18 protein-coding genes are annotated in these 23,278 nt (G+C 66.5%); 8 read left to right on the forward strand and 10 right to left on the reverse strand.

Translation table 11 applies throughout. From position 1 onward, the window contains the following. Positions 1–11 precede the first annotated feature (11 nt). From nosR to KVG96_RS02835, 4 genes are read left to right on the forward strand one after another with little or no spacing between them, the layout of a single operon-like run. A complete protein-coding gene (gene nosR, locus KVG96_RS02820) occupies positions 12–1,373 on the forward strand; it encodes a response regulator c-di-GMP phosphodiesterase, NosR family (protein WP_217890730.1) in 1,362 nt (453 codons plus the stop codon). A 56-nt stretch (positions 1,374–1,429) separates the two neighbouring features. Next, on the forward strand, positions 1,430–1,858 hold the full coding sequence (locus tag KVG96_RS02825) for an NUDIX hydrolase (protein WP_217890731.1): 429 nt from the start codon (positions 1,430–1,432) through the stop codon (positions 1,856–1,858). Between the two features lie 38 nt (positions 1,859–1,896). After that, positions 1,897–2,535 carry a LysE family translocator gene (locus KVG96_RS02830; RefSeq protein ID WP_217890732.1) on the forward strand — a complete coding sequence of 213 codons (639 nt, stop codon included), beginning with the start codon at positions 1,897–1,899 and terminating at the stop codon, positions 2,533–2,535. Between the two features lie 2 nt (positions 2,536–2,537). After that, positions 2,538–3,035, forward strand: coding sequence for a GNAT family N-acetyltransferase (locus KVG96_RS02835; RefSeq protein WP_217890733.1), 498 nt, complete (start codon positions 2,538–2,540; stop codon positions 3,033–3,035). A gap of 24 nt (positions 3,036–3,059) precedes the next feature. Here KVG96_RS02835 and metR read toward each other — a convergent pair whose 3' ends face one another. Then, positions 3,060–3,977, reverse strand: a complete 918-nt coding sequence (gene metR, locus KVG96_RS02840) for a transcriptional regulator MetR (protein WP_085580171.1) — start codon at positions 3,975–3,977, stop codon at positions 3,060–3,062. Positions 3,978–4,087: 110 nt separating this feature from the next. On the opposite strand from metR, the gene metE reads away from it, so the two are divergent. Next, the gene (metE, locus tag KVG96_RS02845; protein ID WP_217890734.1) at positions 4,088–6,397 is read left to right on the forward strand and encodes a 5-methyltetrahydropteroyltriglutamate--homocysteine S-methyltransferase; all 2,310 of its coding nucleotides are present in this window, start codon (positions 4,088–4,090) and stop codon (positions 6,395–6,397) included. Positions 6,398–6,421: 24 nt separating this feature from the next. On the opposite strand, the gene KVG96_RS02850 is transcribed toward metE, so the two are convergent. After that, positions 6,422–11,614: a dermonecrotic toxin domain-containing protein gene (locus tag KVG96_RS02850; protein ID WP_217890735.1), complete on the reverse strand. Its 5,193-nt coding sequence runs from the start codon at positions 11,612–11,614 to the stop codon at positions 6,422–6,424. A 225-nt stretch (positions 11,615–11,839) separates the two neighbouring features. Here KVG96_RS02850 and KVG96_RS02855 point away from each other — a divergent pair, with 225 nt between their 5' ends. The 3 genes from KVG96_RS02855 to KVG96_RS02865 all read left to right on the forward strand — a co-directional run bounded on the left by KVG96_RS02855 (position 11,840) and on the right by KVG96_RS02865 (position 14,589). Then, complete coding sequence (locus KVG96_RS02855) at positions 11,840–12,859, forward strand: alpha/beta fold hydrolase (protein ID WP_217890736.1); 1,020 nt, start codon at positions 11,840–11,842, stop codon at positions 12,857–12,859. Positions 12,860–12,988: 129 nt separating this feature from the next. After that, positions 12,989–13,684 carry a hypothetical protein gene (locus tag KVG96_RS02860; RefSeq protein WP_217890737.1) on the forward strand — a complete coding sequence of 232 codons (696 nt, stop codon included), beginning with the start codon at positions 12,989–12,991 and terminating at the stop codon, positions 13,682–13,684. An 8-nt stretch (positions 13,685–13,692) separates the two neighbouring features. Beyond that, positions 13,693–14,589: a hypothetical protein gene (locus KVG96_RS02865; protein WP_437180480.1), complete on the forward strand. Its 897-nt coding sequence runs from the start codon at positions 13,693–13,695 to the stop codon at positions 14,587–14,589. Positions 14,590–14,617: 28 nt separating this feature from the next. Here the strand turns inward: KVG96_RS02865 and KVG96_RS02870 are convergent, their stop codons facing one another. The 8 genes from KVG96_RS02870 to mtr all read right to left on the reverse strand — a co-directional run bounded on the left by KVG96_RS02870 (position 14,618) and on the right by mtr (position 23,142). Beyond that, positions 14,618–14,947, reverse strand: coding sequence for a GlpM family protein (locus tag KVG96_RS02870; protein WP_170929942.1), 330 nt, complete (start codon positions 14,945–14,947; stop codon positions 14,618–14,620). A 20-nt stretch (positions 14,948–14,967) separates the two neighbouring features. After that, positions 14,968–16,296, reverse strand: a complete 1,329-nt coding sequence (gene aauR, locus KVG96_RS02875; RefSeq protein ID WP_217890739.1) for a two-component response regulator AauR — start codon at positions 16,294–16,296, stop codon at positions 14,968–14,970. Continuing rightward, positions 16,293–18,194 carry a two-component sensor histidine kinase AauS gene (gene aauS, locus KVG96_RS02880; RefSeq protein WP_217890740.1) on the reverse strand — a complete coding sequence of 634 codons (1,902 nt, stop codon included), beginning with the start codon at positions 18,192–18,194 and terminating at the stop codon, positions 16,293–16,295. The genes aauR and aauS overlap by 4 nt, the downstream gene beginning before the upstream one ends. Positions 18,195–18,355: 161 nt before the next feature. Next, positions 18,356–19,090 carry an amino acid ABC transporter ATP-binding protein gene (locus tag KVG96_RS02885; protein ID WP_085580189.1) on the reverse strand — a complete coding sequence of 245 codons (735 nt, stop codon included), beginning with the start codon at positions 19,088–19,090 and terminating at the stop codon, positions 18,356–18,358. Continuing rightward, the gene (locus KVG96_RS02890; protein ID WP_085580191.1) at positions 19,087–19,758 is read right to left on the reverse strand and encodes an amino acid ABC transporter permease; all 672 of its coding nucleotides are present in this window, start codon (positions 19,756–19,758) and stop codon (positions 19,087–19,089) included. Before KVG96_RS02890 ends, KVG96_RS02885 begins: the two co-directional genes overlap by 4 nt. Next, the gene (locus KVG96_RS02895) at positions 19,758–20,504 is read right to left on the reverse strand and encodes an amino acid ABC transporter permease (protein ID WP_217890741.1); all 747 of its coding nucleotides are present in this window, start codon (positions 20,502–20,504) and stop codon (positions 19,758–19,760) included. Before KVG96_RS02895 ends, KVG96_RS02890 begins: the two co-directional genes overlap by 1 nt. 190 nt (positions 20,505–20,694) lie before the next feature. Next, positions 20,695–21,609, reverse strand: a complete 915-nt coding sequence (locus tag KVG96_RS02900; RefSeq protein WP_085580192.1) for a glutamate/aspartate ABC transporter substrate-binding protein — start codon at positions 21,607–21,609, stop codon at positions 20,695–20,697. 264 nt (positions 21,610–21,873) lie between these two features. Continuing rightward, a complete protein-coding gene (gene mtr / locus KVG96_RS02905) occupies positions 21,874–23,142 on the reverse strand; it encodes a tryptophan permease (RefSeq protein WP_217890742.1) in 1,269 nt (422 codons plus the stop codon). Positions 23,143–23,278: the final 136 nt, after the last annotated feature.

Here is a 23,278-nt window from a genome sequence, read left to right on the forward strand (position 1 = left end):
AGGCCCCTGCCATGGAAGAGCAATCCGTCCCCACGCCCGAGAACCGTCCCCAGGTGCTTTTGGTGGATGACGAGGAACCGATCCTCAACAGCCTGCGCCGCCTGCTGCGCGGCCAGCCCTACGATGTGCTGCTGGCCAACAGCGGCGCCCGGGCGCTGGAGATCCTGGCGCAGCAGCCGGTGGATCTGGTGATGAGCGACGCGCGCATGCCCAACATGGACGGCGCCACGCTGCTGGCCCGCATCCACGAGGCCTATCCGTCGACGGTGCGGATCATGCTGACCGGCTACGCCGACCCTTCGGCGATCATCAAGGCCATCAACGAAGGCCGGATCCACCGCTACATCAGCAAGCCCTGGAATGATGAGGAAATGCTCCTGACCCTGCGCCAGGCCCTTGAGCATCAGCACCTGGAGCGCGAGCGCCAGCGCCTGGAGCAGTTGATCCGGCTGCAGAACGAAAAGCTCAAGACGCTCAACGGCAACCTGGAGAAGCGTGTCGCCGCCCGCACCGCCGAACTGCAGCAGACCGCCGACATGCTCGACCTGGCCTACGAGGAGCTCAAGCGCAGCTACGTGACCGGCACGGAAGTGTTTTCGCTGCTGGCCAACCTGCGCCTGCCGCCCGCCAAGCAGACCAACCGGCAGATCATCGAACTGATGCGCGCCTGCTGCCGGCACTTCGGCCTGGACGAGGCCGCAAGCCGCGACCTGACCATGGCGGCGGCGCTCTACAACGTCGGCAAGCTGAGCTGGACGGACAGCATGATGGTGACCCCCTCGGACCTGCTGCATCACGTCGAGCGCGAACGTTACCGGGCCTACCCCAAGCAGAGCGAGTCGGTGCTCATGGCCCTCGATCCGATGAAGGATGCCGCCCGCCTGATCCTCCATCACCAGGAGCACTGGGACGGCGGCGGCTTTCCCGACCGGCTCCGGGGCGAGGCGATCCCGTTCGGCTCGCGCCTGCTGAAGCTGGCGGTGGATTTCGTCGAGCTGCAACGGGGTCTGATCCTGGAGCGGCAGATGAACAGCGACGAGGCGCTGCTGTACCTGCGCCAGTACGCCGGGCGGCTGTATGACCCGGGGCTGATCGAGGATTTCATCCTGGTCTGCGCGCAGGTGATGAACGACGTCGTGCTGGCGGATCCGGCGGTCAAGGTGCTGAGCACCCGCGAATTGGCGGCGGGCATGGTGCTGGCGCGCAACCTCAACGCCGACAACGGCATGCTGCTGCTCAACGCCGGCAAGGTGCTGAGCGGGCCGCTGGTGGACAAGCTGATCGCTTTCGAGGCGATGGAAGGCGGGCAGTACAAGGTATTCGTCAAGGTGCCGGAGGAGGCCGGAACCGGGCTGCTGATCCAGGGCGGATGACGCCGCTGCGCCGGCATGGGATCCTTGCGGCTTTTCCCCAAGGCCCCGGCTGACCCATGACTTCTGCTTCTGTTGCCCCGTCCCGCATCATCCGCATCGCCGCCGCCCTGCTGATCGGCCCCGACGGCCGTACCCTGCTGGTGCGCAAGCGCGGCACCGCCGCGTTCATGCAGCCCGGCGGCAAGATCGAGCCCCATGAATTGCCGGTGCAGGCCCTGGCCCGCGAGCTGGAAGAGGAACTGGGCCTGGTCATCGATCCGGCGCAGGCCGGCTTCCTGGGGCGGTTCGACGCGCCCGCCGCCAATGAACCGGGCTTCACCGTGCAGGCGGACATCTTCCGGCTGGACATCGCCGCCCAGGTGTCCCCGGCGGCGGAGATCGAAGAAGTGAGCTGGATCGATCCGCAGACCGACGGCGGGCTGGTGCTGGCGCCATTGACACGGGACCTGATCTTGCCGTTCTATCGGGCCTCGCTGACCGCCTGACCGCCTGACCGCCTGATCGCCCACGCAAGGAGCCCGCCATGATCCCGCTGCACGACCTGCTGATTTTCGCCGCCGCCGCGCTGCTGATGGTGCTGACGCCGGGGCCGAACATGATCTACCTGATTTCACGTTCGATCTGTCAGGGGCGCCGGGCGGGGGTGACCTCGCTGCTCGGCGTGGTGGCGGGGTTCTTCGTGCACCTGTTCGCGGCGGCGGCGGGCCTGACCGCCGTGTTCCTCGCGGTGCCGATGGCCTACGAAGCGCTGAAATGGGCCGGCGCGCTGTACCTGTTGTGGCTGGCCTGGCAGGCGGTCAAGCCCGGTGCGCGCTCTCCGTTCGAAGTGCAGGCGTTGCCGGCCGACTCCCCGCGCAAACTGATCACCATGGGTTTTCTCACCAGCGCCCTGAACCCGAAGATCGCGGTGTTCTACCTCTCGGTGTTTCCGCAGTTCATCACCCCGGAGCACGGCTCGGTGTTCAGCCAGAGCATCGTGCTGGGCCTGACCCAGATCAGCGTCAGCTTCAGCGTCAACCTGATGATCGCGTTGTCGGCGGCGGGCATCGCCTCGTGGTTTGCCCACAACCCGACGTGGCTGGCGGCCCAGCGTTATTTCATGGGGTTCGTGCTCGGCGGGCTGGCGCTGCGCCTGATGCTTGAGCAGCGCAGGACCGCGTGAGCATGTGGATCGAGCGGCTCGATGCCAGTCACGCCCTGGCCTACCGGGAACTGATGCTCGAAGCCTACGACTGCCACCCGCAGGCCTTCACCTCCAGTGTGCGCGAGCGGGCGGCGATGCCGCTGAGTTGGTGGGAGTCGCGGCTCACCGGCAAGCTCGACGTGGTGCTCGGCGCGTTCGAGGCCGGCAGGCTGGCCGGCATCGTCGGCCTGGCGTTCGAGTCCCGGGAAAAGGCCCGGCACAAGGCGACGCTGTTCGGTTTGTACGTGTCGGCGCCGCATTGCCGCCGCGGCGCGGGCCGCCAGTTGCTGCAGGCCGCCCTGGCCGAGGCGCAGAGCCGCCCGGAACTGAAGCTCATCCAGCTGACCGTCACCGCCGGCAACGACGCGGCGCTGAACCTCTACCGGCGCTGCGGTTTCATCCAGTTCGGCCAGGAGCCCATGGCCGTGCGGGTGGGCGAGGACTACTTCGACAAGCTGCACCTGTGGCGCGAACTCTGAAGGTTCCGGGCAAGACTGTTCCGCTCAGCGCACGGCGCTGACGCCGTCCAGGGTCGAAAACGAGGTGTCCTTGGCCGTCAGCAGGAAGTCGCGCATGTACGGCGCGTCCAGCATGTCGGCGCGGATCGCCGCGTACAGCGTGGCGAACAGGCCTTTCTCGCCCAGCCGCTTGGCCTTCACGTAACCCCGCGAGCTGTACTCGTGCAGCGCCCAGTGCGGCATGCCGCACACCCCGCGGCCGCTGGCCACCAACTGCATCATCATCACCGTCAGCTCCGAGGTGCGCACCTGCGCCGGTTCGATGTCGGCCGGTTCCAGGAAACGGGTGAAGATGTCCAGCCGGTCGCGCTCCACCGGATAGGTGATCAGGGTTTCGCTGCGCAGGTCTTCGGGGACGATGTACGGTTTGCCGGCCAGCGGATGCTGGTTGGCCACCGCGAGCATGGCTTCGTAGGTGAACAGCGGCACGTAGGTGAGCCCGGCGATCTCCAGCGGGTCGGAAGTGACCACCAGGTCCAGGTCGCCGCGGGCCAGGGCCGGCAGCGGCGCGAAGGAGAACCCCGAGGCCAGGTCGAGCTCGACTTCCGGCCAGGCGTCGCGGAACTGGTCGATGGTCGGCATCAGCCACTGAAAGCAACTGTGACACTCGATGGCCATGTGCAGGCGTCCGGCGGTGCCGCCGGCCAGGCGGCCGATGTCGCGCTCGGCGGCGCGCAGCAGCGGCAGGGTGGCGTCGGCCAGTTGCAGCAGGCGCAGGCCGGCGCTGGTGAAACGCACCGGTTTGGTCTTGCGCACGAACAGCGGCATGCCCATGCGTTCTTCCAGCTCCTTGAACTGGTGGGACAGCGCCGACTGGGTCAGGTGCAGGCGGTCGGCGGCATCGACCAGGCTGTCGGCTTCGCGCAGGGCGTGCAGGGTTTTCAGGTGACGGATCTCAAGCACCGCAGGCTCCATGAGAGAAATTTGTAATCAACACGAAAAGGTTGAGTTTGTCTCATGTTGCCCGGGCTGTCGACAATGGCGCCATCTTTTACTCATGGAGCACCTTCGACATGGCCGTGGCCCACACCCTTGGTTTCCCGCGCATCGGCGCCGACCGCGAACTGAAAAAGGCCCTGGAGGCCTACTGGAAAGGCGACCTCGACCGCGCGGCCCTGCAGCAGGTCGGGCGCGGCCTGCGCGCCGCCCATTGGCAATTGCAGAAAGACGCCGGCCTCGACCTGCTGCCGGTGGGCGATTTCGCCTGGTACGACCAGGTGCTGACCCACTCGCTGACCTTCGGCGCGATCCCCGAGCGTTTCGCCGGCGCGCTGGACGCCCGCGGCCTGCCGACCCTCGACACCCTGTTCGCCATGGCCCGCGGCGCCTCGGCCAGTTGCTGCGGCGAGCACGGCCAGACGCAGTACGCCCAGGAACTGACCAAGTGGTTCGACACCAACTACCACTACCTCGTCCCGGAATTCACCGCCGACCAGGCGTTCAGGCTCAGCTGGGAACAGCTGTTCGATGAAGTCGACGAGGCCCGGGCATTGGGCCACAACGTCAAGCCGGTGATCATCGGCCCGTTGACCTACCTGTGGCTGGGCAAGGCCAAGGGCGACGGGTTCGACAAGCTGGATCTGCTGGAGCGCCTGCTGCCGGTGTACGGCGAGATCCTCGGCCGCCTCGCCGCCCAAGGCGTGGAGTGGGTGCAGATCGACGAGCCGATCCTGACCCTCGACCTGCCGCAAGCGTGGAAGAACGCCTTCGAGCGCGCCTACAACATTCTTCAGTACTCGCCGCTGAAAAAGCTGCTGGCGACCTACTTCAGCGGGCTTGAGGACAACCTCGGCCTGGCCGTGAGCCTGCCGGTGCAGGGCCTGCACATCGACGCGGTGCGGGCGCCGGAGCAGTTGGGCCAGGTGCTGGACCGTCTGCCCACCTACAAGATCCTGTCCGTGGGCCTGGTCAACGGCCGTAACGTGTGGCGCTGCGAACTGGAACAGGCGCTGGCGCAGTTGCAGGCGGCCCAGGAGCGTTTCGGCGACAACCTGTGGGTCAGCAGCTCCTGCTCGTTGCTGCACAGCCCGGTGGATGTCGAACGGGAAGACAAGCTCGACCCCGAGCTCAAGCGCTGGCTGGCGTTCGCCGTGCAGAAGTGCGGCGAGATCGCCGTGCTGCGCGATGCGCTGAACGATCCGCAGGCGGCCGGCGTGCAGGCCGCCCTGGCCGACAGCCGCGCCGTGGCGCAAAGCCGCGCGCAGTCGCCGCGAATCCACAAGCCTGAAGTACAGGCCCGGATCACGGCGATCGGTGCCCAGGACAGCCAGCGCCGTTCGCCCTTCGCCCAACGCATCGCTGCGCAGCAGGCGCGCCTGCAATTGCCGGCGTTTCCCACCACCACCATCGGCTCGTTCCCGCAGACCGGTTCGATCCGTCTGGCCCGCCAGGCCTACAAGCAAGGCAAGCTGTCGGCCAACGACTACACCGATGCCATGCACAGCGAGATCCGCCACGCGGTGCAGGTGCAGGAACGCCTGGGGCTGGACGTGCTGGTGCACGGCGAGGCCGAGCGCAACGACATGGTCGAGTACTTCGCCGAGCAACTGGACGGCTACCTGTTCACCCGTTTCGGCTGGGTGCAGAGCTACGGTTCGCGCTGCGTCAAACCGGCGGTGATCTACGGCGACCTGAGCCGCCCCGACGCCATGACCGTGGACTGGATCACCTACGCCCAGAGCCTCACCGACAAGGTCATGAAAGGCATGCTGACCGGTCCCGTGACCATGCTGATGTGGTCGTTCCCCCGCGAAGACGTCTCGCGCAAGGTGCAGGCACAGCAACTGGCGCTGGCCCTGCGTGACGAAGTGACGGACCTGGAGAAGGCCGGCATCCGCATCGTGCAGATCGACGAGGCCGCGTTCCGCGAAGGCCTGCCGCTGCGCCGGGCCCAGTGGCAGGAGTACCTGGACTGGGCGGTGGAGGCGTTCCGCCTGTGTGCCGGCGGCGTGCGCGACGAAACGCAGATCCACACCCACATGTGCTACAGCGAGTTCAACGACGTGATCCAGGCCATCGCCGCCATGGACGCCGACGTGATCACCATCGAGACCTCGCGCTCGGACATGGAACTGCTGGAGGCCTTCGAAGCGTTCGACTACCCGAACGACATCGGGCCGGGCGTCTACGACATCCACTCGCCACGGGTCCCGGACACCGCCGAGATGGTCAAGCTTATCCACAAGGCGGTGAAGCGGATCCCGGCCGAACGGCTGTGGGTCAACCCCGACTGCGGCCTGAAGACCCGCGCCTGGCCGGAGACGGAAGCGGCGCTGGTGAACATGGTGGCGGCGGCCCGGCAGTTGCGCAGCCAGCTGGCCTGATGCCGGGGCCGCACGGCGCGGCGGTCACAATGCGGCAAAGTGCTTGAGCACCGCCTGCCGGCCGAGGTCGCCGCGCCAGATCGGCTCGACCTTGCCGCCGCCCTTGGCCTGGGCCTGCTGCCATTGCAGGCCCAGGTTGCGTTGTTCCGGCAGTTTCAGGTGGGCCTTGCTGAAATGGGTCAGTGACGCCTTGTTCGACGGAAAGTGGATGTGCACGTACCACAGTGTCTGTGCAGGCTGGCGGATCAGGTCGCGCACGGCGTACTCCTGCAGGAAGTCACGGGTGCCGTCCGGGCGTTTTCCTAGGTCGCGCAGGCCGCCTTCCTTGACGAGGTCCGCCACGTTTTGCTCCAGCAGGTAATCCAGGTAACCCTCGGTGGGGGTCTTGCTGCCCATCGATTGCCGGATGCGCAGCGAGCGGGCGTCCAGGGTGAGTTGCCGGGCCTGGTCGGTCAGTTGCCGGACCAACGGCTCGTGGGGTGAGCGCCGCTCGATGATCTGCGCGCGGGTCGTCAGCTCCTGCGCCTCGTGCAACATCATGTCCTCAAGGTCCACCGGCAACATGTCCTGGCGGGCGTAGCCGTGGACCCTCTCCTGATGTGAAGCCTGCGCATCGAGCCGTTTGCGGGCCTCGTTCAGCAACGGTTGCAGCGGCGGTTCGTGCGTCGGTTGCGCCGGCGCGGGCGCTTCGTGCAACCGGTACTTGCCGTTGGCCTGCGCAACCCAGGTTTCGTTGCGCCCGTCGACCCCTTCGATGGTGAAGCGGGTGCTGCGGGTTGCGGGATCGGTCAGTTCGCTGCCGATGAGCAGCCGGTCGTCTTCGGCCCGGAACAGTTTCTTGCCTGGCGCCCGCTCTGCCGGCGTGACTGGCGTGACGTTGCGCAACGCGTTGCGGGTGCTGTGCTCGATGTTCGCCAGCTCATCGAGAAACGCTGACAGGTGCGCCAGGTCCAGGTGCTGCGGGTAGCCCAGCCGCCAGGCGTTGAGGTTGCGGCGGAATGCGCCGTACGCCGTCAAGGCCTCTTCAAGGATCTGCCGTCGCTGTGCCTGGCTGGCCTGCACTTGCGGCAGGTTGTGCTGGACGTACAACGTGCGGCCGACTTCGGTGCGGGCCCGCTTCAACTGCACGTGAAAGTACATCCAGGTGGTGTCGTCGACGGCATCGGCGCGGGTGATCATCTCCAGCAGGTGGGCGGTCTTGAGGTAATCATGATTGGCCCGGCTGAACGTTGCATTGACGGTGGCCACGTCGGCGGCCGTCTGGGCCCGGTGCTCATGGCGGGTGATGCGGGCCTGCCACTGGTTGAGCTCGTCCGTGAGGGCATGGGCCTGTTCGTATTCCTTGAGAAAGGCCATGCGCACGGACTTGCGCTGATCCATCAGCGCCAGGTGCCGGCGGGTATCGGAGGGGGGCGTGGCCTCGGACTGCCTGAGCAACGCGTCGATGCTGTCCAGGTGCTCCACCAGCCTGTCCTTGGCGAACTGGATCCGGTGCACGGTGCGGTCGACCACCACCCAGGCGTTGCGGCTTCGGGTGTCTTCGATGTGCGCGCGTTTTCGCCCGTGGCTCAAGGGTTGCAGGTCGGTCAGGGTCTGGTGGCTGTTGCGGGCGGTTTCGATGTCGTTGAGGCAGGCGTTCTCCAGCGCTGGCCGAAGCGTCTTGCGTTGCTGGGGCGTGCCGTCATAGAAACGGTGCAACTGGACGTTGGTGCTGCGGGTCTGGCTTTCGAGCTGCCGGGTGATGGCGTCGGCGGTGCGGGTCAGGGTCAGTTGCCGGCGCAGGTGGCGGTCGGTCCACCAGCGCGGCAGCCATTGCCGGATCGCTTGCGGCCAGAGCGGATCCAGGCCGTCGGCCAGATGCCCGAGGGCCGCGCCGCCCCCGAGGCCGCCGCCGTCCATCAGGGTGCCGTGGACCGCGTAATGGGTGTCCCAGCGGCCGTTTTCGTCCAGCGCGACGGGCATTTTGTAGCCCCGTGCCGAAGTGCCGGCCAGTCGCCAGCCTCGGGCGCCATCGCTCAATACGACGCGGTAGGGGCGACCTGCGCGCAGGATGAAGTCCCCGTCGGCGTGCCGGTAGACATTGCGGTAGGCGCCATGGCCGGGCGGGTGCAGGCCAGCCAGGGAAATTTCGTGTTCGTATTCATAGCCCTTGAACGGATCGCGCAGGCCTCGGACTTTGCCGCGGGGGAACGGGCGCGGTGCGAGGGGCGCGTGGCCGCGCGGCGCCAGATGCCGCAGGCGGGTGGCCGAACGGGCTGCGGCGGGGGCCGCCGAGGCCGCCGGCAGCAGATCCATGGCCGCATCGATCAATGACAGCAGCACGGACTCGACCTCATTCAGGCCGTCCAGGGCATCGCCGCGCAAAAAGGCCGCCGCTGCCCGGTTGGCGCTGCCCCACGCGTCGTAGAGCGCGATGGCCGTCCCCACGAACGGCACCAGGCCGAGGGCCATTTTCAGGTAATTGAAAACGCTGCCGCAGGCCAGGGCGTGGCGCTCCATGGCGAGGGCGTCGTTGGAGCGGGCGCTGCTGCGGTGGGCTTCGAGCAGGCGGCCCATGTGCACGTCGATCAAGTGGCCGGCAAGGGAGGTGGTGGCCGGCCATCGGGGGCCGATGCCGATCAGCCTGTCGAAGTTGCGCCGCTGCGCCTCGTTGATCCGGCCGGCATGGCGTGCGGGGTCGCCCGTCACGGCGCGTCCGGCCAGGTAGCCGACCATCGTGTCGAGCCTGCAACGGTTGAACAGGTTACGGCGTGCCTCCTCCAGCGAACCGAACTGGCGCAAGCCGTCGCCGTCGGGGGCGTCAGGCAGGTATTGCAGCGTCAGCCCGCTTGAGCGCTCGACGATGAACGTCACGCCGGCCAGCGTGCTCGGTCCTTCATTCGGCGTGTCTTTGCCGCCCACGGACAAGTGAACCGGCAACAGCTCGATGCGTTTGCCGTCCACAGCGTAGGCCGCAGGCTCCGACGCGTCGGTGGCGATCTCGAACACTTGTCGGCCGACGCGGTCGATCCGGCCTTGCAGCAGGGCGAGTTCGCCTTGCAGGCGGAGCATCAGCCGCCAGGGTTCGCCCAGGCATTCGCGGCGCCAGGCGTTGCTGAACGCAGGTTCTTCGCAGGGGCCGAGGAAGGTGGCGAGCAACTGCCGCTCGTAGTGTCCGGGCAGGTCGAGATCCGCAACCAGCGTGCGCAGGTAGACAGCCGTGATGCCGCGCTCGAGCGCACGGCGGTCCTGGTCGTCCTCGGCGTCGATGATGACCTTCAGGAACGCCAGCCGCTGCTGCATGGCGTCATCGATGTTCAGGCGGGCGAGTTCGACGAGCGTCAGGCGCATGCGCTCCTGGCCGGCCACCAGCACCAGCTCCTGCGGGGTGCCGGGTCCGGGGGCCGCCATCAGACTTTTTTGGTACGTCGTGGCGACCGGTAGATCCAGCGTGACCGCAACAGGCTGCCTGAGCGCGAAGTCCTTGCGCAGGCGGGCGTCGATCCGGGTCTGGAAGAACGCGTCCCTGGGCGGAAGTTCACCCTCGACGAGCGCCTGGCTGCGGTGCGCCGCATCGAGCCAACGGTGGATCAGTTCCCTGAACCGTACGCGTTGTTCCCGGGACAGGTTGCCGAGCCAGGGCGGCAATTGTTCGGCCAACGCCGCGCTGCGGTCCTGTTCCAGACGCTGCGAGAATGCCAGCTCACGGGCCGCCGGGATCGCGACCGTCAGCATCGGCAGGCTTTGCTCGCGAAGCCTGGCCAACGCCTGGGCCCGATGTCGGGCATGGCTTGGGAGCGGGCAGTCACGGAGGATCTTCAAGGCCCGTTGTTCGCAGCCGTAGAGTTGCCCCTGCAACGCCCAGGTGAACGGATCGCGGCTCAGCGGCGTCAGGTGCAGCATCGCATCGGGATCGCCGGCCGATTGTTTGAACAGGTCTTGCGCCATCGCCTCGCGGGAGTCAAAGCGCTGCAGGCCGCCGTCGCGGCCGGGCCAGTGGAGCAGCAGCGGCTCTCGGGAGCCGGCCTCCAGCGCCGATGGCGCTGCGATGACCAGCACGCCCTCCAGCTCCGACTCGTGCCGGATTCCGTCTTGCGGCGCGGTGAGGGTGATGCGCGCAACGGTCGCATCCGGGGGCCGGTCTTCGGGGGGCGCGTCGAGCACGGATGAGAGGCGGCGCACATCGTCGTCGTCGAGATGGCCGAGCAGCCGTTGCCATTGCGCTTCGGCGCGCAATCCCTCCAGCCGGGCCCGGTGCAGGGCCTGGTAATGCGCGTTCGAGGGTTGGCGCCATTGCGGGATGTCCAGCGGCTGCGGTGCGTCGAGCAACGCCGCAGCGGCCTGATGGCTGTCGTGCGCCGCGTTCGCCAGGGCATCGGACAGCCGCTTGAGCGCTGTGAGGCGTTCACCGTATTGTCCGCCGTGCGGATCGTCGCCCAGCAGCGTGTCGAGGGCGGCCTGTTCCCGGATCAGCGCCTGGCGGCAGCGGTGCAGGGGCGTGTCCGGCGTCATCAGGCCGAAAGGGGAGGCGTCGGTGTCGTCCGGGGTCGCCTCCTGCGTCGGCGTTTCGGCGAAGAGGGCTTCAAGCGTGGTCAGGTTCGGGTGGCCGGCGACGGGCGATGGCCCGGCCAGCAGCGGCAGGAGGCTGAGCCGCAAGGGATCGTGTCCCAGTTCGATGCGTTCGAGCCCGGTTGTTGCGGCAGGCTTTGCATATCGCTCGATCAGCCACCGCTCTAGCGCCTGCTCGTCTGCGAAACGTCTCAGCGCCGGTGAGTGGGCGGGCGAGTACAGCAGAAGCCCCGCAGCGTCCGGTTCCGGGAAGGTGATCATCATCACGCCGAGCAGGCGTTGGTGCTGGCCTTCCCGGGATTTGAGCAGCGGTTGTGTGATCGATGCGGCGTTGTCCTGAGCCGCTGTCGGACCCGCCAGGTTCAGCAGTTGCTGCCATTGCGCGGTGTCGATCAGCCCCTCGGCGCGAGCCAGGTCACAGACCGCCTCGAAATGCTGGCGATACAGGCTCAAGGCGTGATCCCGGCGCGACAGCGGCGTGCCGAGGGCGCGGTCGCTCCACCAGCCGGATGCCGGCGCCGGCGGACACTGCGCCATCAGTGCCAGCCACTGCCGGCGGCAATCGTTGCAACGGGCCATGGCCTGGAGGTAAAGGCGCTGATCGACATTCGGCGGCAGCGGGTGAAACGGACCGAAACCGGTCAGGGCGGGAACGGGCAGGTCGAACATGATGAGGGGCTCCGTGAGGGGTGAGCGGCAGGTCAGCCGATTCCACGCCATTAGAGAGCGGCGCGACCTGCCCCTGGCGGTATCGGGGTATCGCCGGACGTCGCCGGGGAGGCGGTCAAGACCGTTCGGCGACCTTCATCAAACTGTCACGCAACTGTGGCAGCGCGCTTGAACAAACTTCATCAGACTCGCGCTCTACTGGGGTTCTGCGTTTCGGTGTTTTTCATGCGTGTATTTCTTTTGCTGGCCGCGCTGGTGTTCGGCCTGCCTTCATGGGCCGCCTCGCGTTGCGATGTGAACGTTGCGACCGAACGGGTCGATCTGGCGCAGGTGAGCCTGGCCTACCAGAGCATCGGCCGGGCGTCGGATCCGGCGCTGCTGTTGGTGATGGGCCTGGGCGGTCAGTTGATCCACTGGCCCGACGAGGTGGTGGTCGCCCTGTGCCAGCAGGGCTTTCGGGTGATCCGCTACGACAACCGCGATGTGGGGCTGTCCGCCTGGCGGCAGGCGCCGGCCGAGGCCAACCTGACGTTTGAGGTGCTGCGCTACAAGCTCGGTCTGCCGGTGTCGGCGCCGTACAGCCTGACCGACATGGCCGACGACGCGCTGGGCCTGATGGATGCGCTGCACGTCGAGCGGTTCCATGTGCTGGGGGCGAGCATGGGCGGGATGATCGCCCAGCACCTGGCGGACATGGCGCCGCAGCGGGTCGAGAGCCTGACCCTGATCATGACCAGCTCCGGCGCCGAAGGCTTGCCGGCGCCGAGCGCGGCGCTGGTGCAGTTGCTGTCGCGGCGCGGGGCGCCGAGCCGTGAGGTGGCGCTGGAGCAGCAGGCCGACCTGCTGGCGGCCCTCGGCAGCCCGACGGTGAAGGACGACCGGCAGGCGCTGCTGCATCAGGCGGCGGTGGCCTATGACCGGGCGTTCAACCCCGAAGGCGTCAAGCGCCAGCTCATGGCGATCCTCGCGGAACCGAGCCGGGTAGCGCTGCTCAACCGGTTGCGCGTGCCGACCCTGGTGGTGCACGGCACCGCCGACCCGCTGCTGCCGGTGATGCACGGCGTGCACCTGGCGGCGCACATCCAGGGCAGCCAGTTGCGGCTGATTCCGGGCCTGGCCCACCGTTTCCAGGAGGCGTTCAAGGCGCCGTTGCTGGCGGCGGTGCTGCCGTACCTGCAAGCGCACCGCGAGGACACCTCGCACTGGGCGCAGATCGAACCGGTGGCGGGCAGCAACCTGCTTTGACCGGGCCGGCAGGGCATGACCTGTCAGGTGCGCCAATTTTCGGTCGTCAAAAAAGTATCAATGTGCCACTATTGCCGTCTGTCCGCTGCCGCAAGGGCCGCGATGATTTCACGCATAGGGACTTGATCCATGACGTACCGCACTTTCCGCACCTGGGCCGCGCTGACGCTGCTCGCCTGCCTGTCGCTCACCGGCTGCGCCCACGTGCAACCGCCCGTGGCGCTGGACAACCAGTTCTGGGACGCCAAGGAGCCGACCATCGGCGTGGCGATCAACGCCGTGCCTGTACCGGTGCTGGCCTTGACCGGCAATCAGGGCTTGCTGGACCTGGCCATCAACAAAGGCGTCAACAGCAAGCTCAGCGACAACGTCGAGACCTGGCAGGTGCGTGACTTCAACACCTTGCCGGAGGCGATCGTCGCCAAGCTGCAGGCCAAGGGCTACAAGGCCAAGCGCATCGAAGAGCCTGTGGACATCGCGTCCTACAAGGAAATGTCGTTCCGTGAGGGCTACATGCCCCGTGACCTGACGTCGCTCAAGGCCACCTACGGCGTCGACCGTCTGCTGCTGGTGAACGTCTACGCCACCGGCGCCACCCGCAGCTACTACAGCATCGTGCCGACCAGCGCGCCGATGGCGCAGGTGAGCGGGGCGGGCATGGTGGTGGACCTTTCGGACAACCGGCTGCTGTGGTTCAAGCCGTTCACCGTGACCCAGGCCGCCCAGGGCGAGTGGGACGAGCCGAACTACGCCAACCTGTCCAACGCCTTCTACCAGGCCATGGACGACAGCCGTCAGCAAATGATCAGCCCGTTCGCGCAATGAGGCGCCGCATGGCGGCGGGCGTTGCGCTGGCCTTGCTGACGCTGGCCGGATGCGCCCGGAAGCCGTTGCCGCCGGCCGGCTTCAATGACGCTGCTGCCTTGCCCTACGTGCAGGCCCACGGGCTGAAGGTCGAAGTGCAGGTGCCGCCGGAGTTCGTCGGCGCCAGCACGGTGATCGATGCCAAGGCCGCGCTGAAGGCGCAGTCCTCCAGCCACAACCTGGTCGCCAGCTCCGGCAACAGTGCGGGGCTGGCCGGCATCATGGTCGCCAGCCTGATCAATACCCAGATGGGCAGCGGCACCTTGCAGCGCGACGCGCAGAAGGCGGCGTTCAACGAGTCCCGGCCGATGGCCGACCTGTTGGCCGGCATCCCGGTGCAGGAGCGCCTGCAACGCCGCTTCACCCAGGCTTCGCAGGCGGCCGGGCTCAGGCAGGGCGAGGGTCAGGTCACGGCGCGGCTGTTGATCGAACCCCGGCTGATGCTGACCGCCGACCGCGGCAGTTTCCTGTTGGTCAACCAGGTGCAGATCCAGGACATCGCCGGATCCGCGCTGTACCGCATGAGCATCGAAGTGGCCAGCCAGCCGTTCCGCCGCTGCGGACAACAGTGCATCGATGACGGCAGCCTTGAGCTGGCCAGGGTCACCGCCGCCCTCGACGCGTGCATCGACGAGGCCATGCGCGTGCTGGCCACCGACCTTGCGCTGCCGCCGGCGCCGGCCGCCGCCCAGGAAACCCTGCGCTACGTGCTCGACGGCCAGCGGGTGGTGGAACGCGGTTACCAGTTGCAGCACAGCGGCGACTACTGGCGCTACCGCAACCTCTACGGTGCGGTGAAGTCGGTGCCGGTGCCGTTCGAGGATGCGCTGACGCCGGCGCAACTCGACAAGGCCTACGGCCGCTGAGACGCGCCGGCCGGCTCTTCGGCCGGGCTCAGCTGTGCAGGCGCACCCAGACGCTGACCAGCACCGTGGCGGCCATCAGCCACGCCACGGCCGCCACGGCCAGCGAGGCCTCCAGGCGCATCCGGTCGACCATCACGTACAGCGTCGCCAGGTAGACGAAGTAAGGAATGATCGACCACATGCCGAACACGATGGTGGTCTTCAGGTCGTCGATCGAACGGCCCTTGCCGACGATGTAGTGGGCGATCAGGGCGAAGGTGGGAAACAGCGGCACCAGCCCGGCGATGTAGTAGTTCTTGGTCTTGGACAGCGCGGCGAGGATCACCACCACCGCCGCGCCGATTGCCGCTTTCAGAATCAGGTCCACTGTGATCTCGCTTAATGGCTCAGGCCGTACTTTTTCACTTTGTCGAACAGCGTGGTCTTGGCCATGCCCAGTTCCTGGCTGGCCTGGGTCAGGTTGCCGCCGCTGCGCTGCAACGCGTCGCCGAGCAGGTTGCGCTCGAAGGCCTCCACCGCTTCGGCGAACGCCAGGCCCTGGCCGGCGCTGCCGGCGCCGGACTTCTTGAAGGCCGGCAGGCCCAGGGCGAAGCGTTCGGCGACGTTGCGCAGTTCGCGCACGTTGCCCGGCCAGTCGTGGCTCATCAGGCTCGATAACGTCTGGTTGTCCAGCTCCGGCGCCGTGCGGTCGAAGCGCAGCGACGACTGCTGCAGGAAGTGCTCGAACAGCTGCAGGATGTCTTCACGGCGCTCGCGCAGCGGCGGCAGTTCCAGGGTCACCACGTTGAGCCGGTAGTACAGGTCGCTGCGGAACTCCCCGGCCTTGCTCGATTCGTTCAGGTCCGATTTGGTGGCCGCGATCACCCGGCAATCCACCGCCACGCTCTGGTTCGAGCCCAGCCGCTCCAGGGTGCGCTCCTGCAACACCCGCAGCAGTTTGATCTGCAGCGGCAGCGGCATGCTCTCCACTTCGTCGAGGAACAGCGTGCCGCCGTCGGCGTGCTCGATCTTGCCGATGCGGCGCTTGCCGGCGCCGGTGAAGGCGTTGGCCTCGTGGCCGAAGATTTCGCTTTCGAACAGGTTCTCCGGCAGGCCGCCGCAGTTGAGGGCGACGAAGGCCTTGCCGTGGCGCCGGCTGAAGTCGTGCAGGCAGCGGGCGACCAGTTCCTTGCCGGTGCCGGTCTCGCCTTCGATCAGCACGTTGGCCGAGGTGTCGGCGACGTTGGCGATCAGTTCGCGCAGGTTCTGCATGGCCGGCGAGCGGCCGATGATCCGGCCTTCAAGGGAATCGCGCTCGGCCAATTGGCGGCGCAGCGACGAGACCTCCCGGGCCAGGCTGCGCTGCTCCAGGGCGCGGCGGGCGACGTCCACCAGGCGTTCCGGGGAGAACGGTTTTTCCATGAAGTCGTAGGCGCCTTTCTGCATCGCGCCCACCGCCATGGAGATGTCGCCGTGGCCGGTGATCAGCACCACCGGCAGGCTGCGGTCGCGGGCCTTGAGCCGGGTCAGCAGTTCCAGGCCGTCGATGCCCGGCAGGCGGATGTCGCTGATGACGATCCCGGCGAAGTCGTCGCCCACCCGCGCCAGCGCCTCTTCGGCGCTGCCCACGCCGATGCAGGGAATGTCCTCCAGGGCCAGGGCCTGCTGGCAGCCGAGCAGCACATGGGGGTCGTCTTCGACGATCAGCACACTAAGGTCGTTGTTCATATCGGCTCGTCAGGTGTGGGGCCTGCCAACGGCAAGCTGAGGACGAAGGTGGTGCCGCCGTCGGCCGGGTGTTCGACGCCCAGGTGTCCGCCGGTGGCGGCGGCCAGGCTGGCGGACAGGGTCAGGCCCAGGCCCAGGCCCTGTTCGCCGGGTTTGGTGGTGAAGAACGGCTCGAACAGGTGCTTGCGCGCTTCGGCGTCGATGCCGTGGCCGTTGTCGCGCACCCGCAGGCGGTATTTGCCGTCGAAGGTTTCGCCGTCCAGCCACAGCGCCGGCAGCGGCTGCGCCTGCATGGCGTCCAGCGCGTTGCCGATCAGGTTGACCAGGATCTGCTCCAGGCGGGTCTGGTCGATCTGCACCTGCACGTCGTCGAACCGGCGGTGCAGTTGCAGGGCGGCGTTCTCCAGGCGGGCGCCCAGCACCTGCAGCGCCGCGTCCACGGCCTTGCCCAGGCTGGCGCGGCCCTTGTCGTCGCCGCGGCGGGCGAACGAGCGCAGGCTGGCGGTGATCCGGCCCATGCGGTCGATCAGGTCGTTGATGGTCTTGAGGTTGGTGCTGGCCACGTCGAGCTGGCCGCGTTCGAGGAAACGCACGGTATTGCCCGACAGCGTGCGCATGGCCGCCAGCGGCTGGTTCAGTTCATGGGCGATGCTGGTGGACATCTGGCCGATGGCCGCCAGTTTGCCGGCCTGCACCAGCTCGTCCTGGGCCCGGCGCAGGGTTTCCTCGGCCTGGCGCCGCTCGCGGATCTGGCCCTTGAGCCGGTCGTTGCTGGCGCGCAGGTCGGCGGTGCGTTCGGCGATCCGCCGCTCCAGCTGATTGTTGGCTTCCTGCAAGGCTTCGCGGGCGGCGAGGCGGGTGGCGATGACCTTGCGCCGTTCGTTCCAGGCGATCAGCAGGAACGCCACCAGCGCAAACGCGACGGCCACCAGGATGCCCTGGTTGATGGCCTCGCGGCGCAGGTCCTGCAACGGCGTGAGCAGGGTGAAGTTCCACGGGGTGTCGCTCAGCGGCCGGGTCTGCGCCAGGTAGCTGATGCTCTCTTCGTCGCTGCCCAGTTCGCTGTTGGCCGGGAAGGTGAGCTTCTCCACGCCTTCGGCCAGGGTCTCGCGGGCCAGCGGTTGCAGTTCGTTGAGCGGGAACCAGTAGTACTGCAGGCTGCGGGCGAGCTTTTCCTTGGTCTCGTCGCTCAGCGGCACCACGGACTTGAGGCGCCGGGCCGGGTCGCTGGAGAGAATGATGATGCCGTTCTCGTCGCTGACGAACGCTTCCAGCCGCGCCCGCTGCCAGCGTTCCTCCATGGCTTCCAGGCGCACTTTGACCACGGCCACGCCGATGATCTTGCCGTGCTCCTCCAGGCCGTGGGCCAGGTAGTAGCCCGGTTCGCCGTTGGTGCTGCCGATGCCGTAGAAACGGCCGGGCTGGCCGCGCACGGCATTCTGGAAGTAGGCGCGGAAGGACAGGTCTTCGCCCAGGTAACTGTCGACGTCGCGCCAGTTGCTGGTGGCCATCACGCGGCCGGTGGTGTCCATCACGTAGATGGCCCGGCTGCGGCTGCGCCGGTTCAGGCCTTCAAGGTAATCGTTGACCGTCTGCCGGTGTTCCGGGGTCGGGTCGTCAAGCAGCTGCGAGACGCTGGTTTCGAGTTCCAGCAGGCTCGGCAGGTAGGTGTATTTGCTGATCTCGCTTTCGACCGCGCGGGCGTGCAGTTCCAGCTGGCGCTGGCCGTTCTCGCCGAGGCTGCGGATGCCGAAGTGCTCGCTGGTCCAAAAGCCCAGGCAGCCCAGTCCGACCATCAGGGCGATGACCAGCGGGGGCAGGAACAGATGGCGGATCAGACGGGGTTTCACGGCAAGTGACGGCGGCGCTGCGCGATAGAGATTGGGGTCGCATTTCATCACAGATGCCTTGGGTCAACCACAACACAAATCGACTGAGGTTCCGCTTGCCGATGCGGGAGCGAGCCTGCTCGCGAAAGCGGTCTGTCAGCCAATTCGATGTTGCATGTGAAGGCCGCTTCGCGGGCAGGTTCGCTCCCGCAGTCGGGGAGCGGCGCCTGTCAGTGCTGCAGGATTTTCTCGAGGAAGTGCTGTGCGCGTTCCGAGCGCTGGCTCACGTCGCCGAAGAATTCCTCTTTCGGGCAGTCTTCGATGATCTTGCCGGCGTCCATGAAGATCACGCGGTCGGCCACCTTGCGGGCGAAGCCCATTTCGTGGGTCACGCACATCATGGTCATGCCTTCCTGGGCCAGCTGCACCATCACGTCCAGCACCTCGTTGACCATTTCAGGGTCCAGGGCCGAGGTCGGTTCGTCGAACAGCATGACGATCGGATCCATCGCCAGCGCACGGGCGATCGCCACGCGCTGCTGCTGGCCGCCGGACAGCTGGCCCGGATGCTTGTGGGCGTGGGCCGAGAGGCCGACGCGGTCGAGCAGCGCCAGGCCTTTCTTGGTGGCTTCTTCCTTGCTGCGGCCCAGTACCTTGATCTGTGCGATGGTCAGGTTCTCGGTGATGGTCAGGTGCGGGAACAGCTCGAAGTGCTGGAACACCATGCCCACCCGCGAACGCAGTTTCGGCAGGTTGGTCTTCGGGTCGGCGATGGAGGTGCCGTCGACCACGATGTCGCCCTTCTGGAAGGGCTCCAGCGCGTTGACGCACTTGATCAGGGTCGACTTGCCCGAGCCCGACGGGCCGCAGACCACGATCACTTCACCTTTCTTGACCTCGGTGCTGCAATCGGTCAGCACCTGGAAGTCCCCATACCACTTGTTGACGTTTTTGATAGAGATCATACGGCGAACCTTTTTTGCAGACGCTTGACCAGCCGCGAGGCGGCGAAGCTGATGATGAAGTAGACGAGACCCGCGAAGATCAGGAACTCATTGGAGCGGCCGATGATGTCGCCGCCGGCGCGCGAGGCGTTGAGGAAGTCCACCAGGCCCACGGTGTAGACCAGCGAGGTGTCCTGGAACAGGATGATGCTCTGCTGCAGCAGCAGCGGGGTCATCTTGCGGAACGCCTGGGGCAGGATGATCAGGCGCATCATCTGGCCGTAGGTCATGCCCAGCGCCTGGGCGGCGCCCATCTGCCCCTTGGGGATCGACTGCACGCCGGCCCGCACGATTTCGCAGAAGTACGCCGCCTCGAACATCATGAACGCCACGATGCAGGAGGTGAACGCGCCGATGGGGGTGTCTTCGCCGGTGATCCAGCGCAGCACGAACGGCACCGCCAGGTAGAACCAGGTGATCACCAGCAGCAGCGGGATCGAGCGGAAGTAGTTGACGTAGGCGCCGGCGACGTTCGACAGCACCTTGTTGTGGGACAGGCGCATCAACGCCAGCACGGTGCCCAGCGCGATGCCGCCGACGACGCCCAGGGCCATCAGCTTGAGGGTCATCAGCATGCCGTTCCACAGGCCGGGAATGGCCGGGACGATGCCACTGAAATCGAATTCCATCATTTACCCCCTACGGAGATCAGGCCCGGCACGGCGACTTTCTTCTCGACCAGTCGCATCAGCAGCATCAGGCTCATGTTGAGGGTGAAGTAGATCAGGGTGGCCAGGGTGAAGGCCTCGAACAGGTTGGCCGAGAACTCGGCGGTCTGCTTGGTCTGGGCCAGCAGCTCCATCAGGCCGATCAGCGACGCCACGGAAGAGTTCTTGAACACGTTCAGGAATTCGGAGGTGAGCGGCGGAATGATGATCCGGTAGGCCTGGGGCAGCAGCACGTTCCAGTAGATCTGCGGCAGCTTGAAGCCCATGGCGCGGGCGGCGGACTCCTGGCCGCGCGGCAACGCCTGGATGCCGGTGCGCACTTGTTCGCACACCCGGGCGGCGGTGAACAGGCCCAGGCACACGACGACGCTCAGGTAGGCCGAGGTGGTCGGGTTCAGGTCCTGCTTGTACCACTCCTGCAGGTCCGGCGGCAGCAGGTCGGGCACCAGGAAGTACCAGATGAACAGCTGAACCAGCAGCGGCACGTTGCGGAACAGTTCGACGTAGCAGGTGGCGATGCCCGCCACCAGGCGGTTCGGCACGGTGCGCATGATGCCCAGCAGCGAGCCGAGCATCAGGGCGATGATCCACGCGACGATGGCGATGGCGATGGTCCAGCCCAGGCCGGAGATGAACCAGTCGAGATAGGTCTCGCTGCCCACGCCGGTGGACTTGAAGAACACGCCCCAGTCCCAGTTGTAATTCATTAGGGTCTCCCCTCGGATTCGATCATGTACAAGTGCCCGCCTGGGGAAACTCCGTTCCCGCCCCGACCGAACGTCGGGCACACACGATCGGCTCGACAGCCACCGGTTCGAGTGTTCCAAAAATGTGCCAGCAGGGAGTGACCACCCTGAAAGGGCCGTGGCCCTTTCAGGGGATAAGGTTAGTCAGAAATCAGGACTTCTTGTCGTCAGCCGCTTTGTCGGTCGGGTTGGCGATCAGGGCCTTGAGTTCGTCGCTCATCGGGAAGTTCAGGTTCAGGCCCTTCGGCGGGATCGGCGACTGGAACCATTTGTCGTAGATCTTGTTGATCTCGCCGGACTTGTACAGGGCGACGATGGCGTCATCCACGGCTTTCTTGAACGGCGCGTCGTCCTTGCGGACCATGCAGCCGTAGATCTCGTAGGACTGCGGGGTGCCGGTCACGGCCCAGTCGGAGGCTTTCTTGGCCTTGGCGGCTTCGCCGGCCAGCAGGGCGTCGTCCATCATGAACGCGACGGCACGGCCCGATTCCAGCATCTGGAAGGATTCGCCGTGGTCCTTGGCCGAGATGACGTTCATCTTCATCTGCTTGTCGGCGTTCATCGCCTTGAGGATGCGCTCGGACGTGGTGCCGGCGGTGGTCACGACGTTCTTGCCGGCCAGGTCCGGGAAGTCCTTGTACTGGGAGCCGGCCTTGGACAGCAGACGGGTGCCGATCTCGAAGATGCCGACGGAGAAGTCGACCTGCTGCTGGCGCTCGACGTTGTTGGTGGTGGAGCCGCACTCCACGTCGACGGTGCCGTTCTGCACCAGCGGGATGCGGGTCTGCGAGGTCACCAGGTTGTACTTGACCTGCAGGTTCGGCGCGTCCAGGTCCTTCTTCAGGGCTTCGACGATGGCCAGCTGGATGTCATGGGAGTAGCCGACCGGTTTGCCGGAGGCGTCGGCGATGTAGGAAAACGGAATGGAGGCGTCGCGGTGACCCAGGGTGACGGTGTTCGACTCTTTGATCTTCTTCAGGGTGCCGGTGAGTTCGGCGGCGAAAACTGGTGTGCTGATCAGAGCGGCAGCAATGGCTGCGCCCAGGATATGGGGAACGATGCGCATCAAATTTTCCTCGACATTGTTTTTTTTATGGAGCCGGTTGAGCGGGCCCTTTTGTGCTTCGAATGCCTGACGGCTCCTGTCGTGTCGGCACGGCAGGCATTCGTCGGAAGAGTGTAGAGCATGAGTCGTGCCAGACCAGTTGAGCTGGGTCAACTCGTTGATTTGATTGGGGATTAACTTTTTGTGATGGCGTTTTTTCGCCTTTCTGATCCGGTTAACCGAACCGACCGGCAGGTCGCGTTCGGAAAACCGAATGCCAGGGGGTCAGCGCCACACCGGCAACAGATCCAGGGTGTACAGCAGGTGCGACACCGCGCACGCCACGCCGAACAGCAGCACCAGCGCGATCATCGGCGTGCCGCCCCACACCCGGTAGCGCGGGCTTTTGAAGCGGATGCGCGAAGCACGCGCCAGCAGCGCCGGGGTGATGACCGCCCAGACGGTGGCGGCGAGGCCGGCGAAACCGATGGCGTGGAGGAAACCCTCCGGCCACAGGAACCCGCACAGCATCGGCGGCAGGAAGGTGACGGCGGCGGTCTTCAGGCGGCCGGCGGGGCGGTCGTCGAACTTCAGCACGTCGGCCAGGTAGTCGAACAGGCCCAGGGTCACGCCGAGGAACGAACAGGCCACGGCGAAGTTGGAGAAGAACGTCAGCAGCAGGTCGACGTTCGCGCTGTCGAGCCGCGAGCCCAGCGCACTGATCAGCACGTCGATGTTGCCGCCTTGCCGGGCGATGTCCTTGAACGCTTCGCGGGGGATGTTGCCCATGCTGCACAGCATCCACACCAGGTACAGGCCCAGCGCGATCAGGGTGCCGCCCACCAGGCAGGCGCGGATGCGCCGCGGGTCCTTGCCGTAGTGCTTCATCAGGCTGGGCACATTGCCGTGGAAGCCGAACGAGGTCAGGCAGAAGGGCAGCGTCACCAAAAAGTACGGCCAGTAGCGGTGGTCGCCGGCGCCCGAGTTGAGCAGCATGGCGGGCTGCACATGGCCAAGCAGGCCGCCGAAGGTCAGGAAGAACGCAAGGATCTTGGCGCCGAACACCAGGGTGGTCATGCGGCTCACCGCCGAGGTGCTGAGCCAGACGGTGAACGCCACCAGCACGGTGAACGCCAGCCCGGCGGCCCGTGCGGACAACTCGACGCCCATCGCCTGCGCGGTGTGGTGGATCACCGAACCGCTGGCCGAAATGTAGGCGTAGGTCAGGGTGTAGAGCACGAACACGATGCTCAGGCCGTTCAACCGGTTCCAGGTGCGGCCGAGCAGGTCACGGGTGATGGTCGAGAAGCTGGCGCCCTCGTGGTAGTTGAGGTTGGCCTCGAGGATCATCAGGCCCGAGTGCAGGGTGCAGAACCAGGCGAACAGCAGCACCGCGACCGAACCGTGGAACCACAGCCCGGACATGACCACCGGCAAGGAGAACATGCCGGCGCCGACGATGGTGCCGCCGATGATCATGGCGCCGCCGAGCACCGAGGGCGAACGTTCGAGTGCGGCGGGTGAAGCGGATGAAGCAAGTGATGTGGCACGCATGGCGGGGCCTGCATAGGTATTGTTATGGAGGGCTCGATTCGGAAGTGGCGGCGCCCGGACTGCCGCCGTCGCTGGCAAGTCGAGTCGTCGCACCGCAGCTCCCGCTGGTATCGCGGATCACCGAAGACCTGTGGGA

It is taken from the genome of Pseudomonas ekonensis (assembly GCF_019145435.1).
Taxonomy (GTDB): Bacteria; Pseudomonadota; Gammaproteobacteria; order Pseudomonadales; family Pseudomonadaceae; genus Aquipseudomonas; species Aquipseudomonas ekonensis.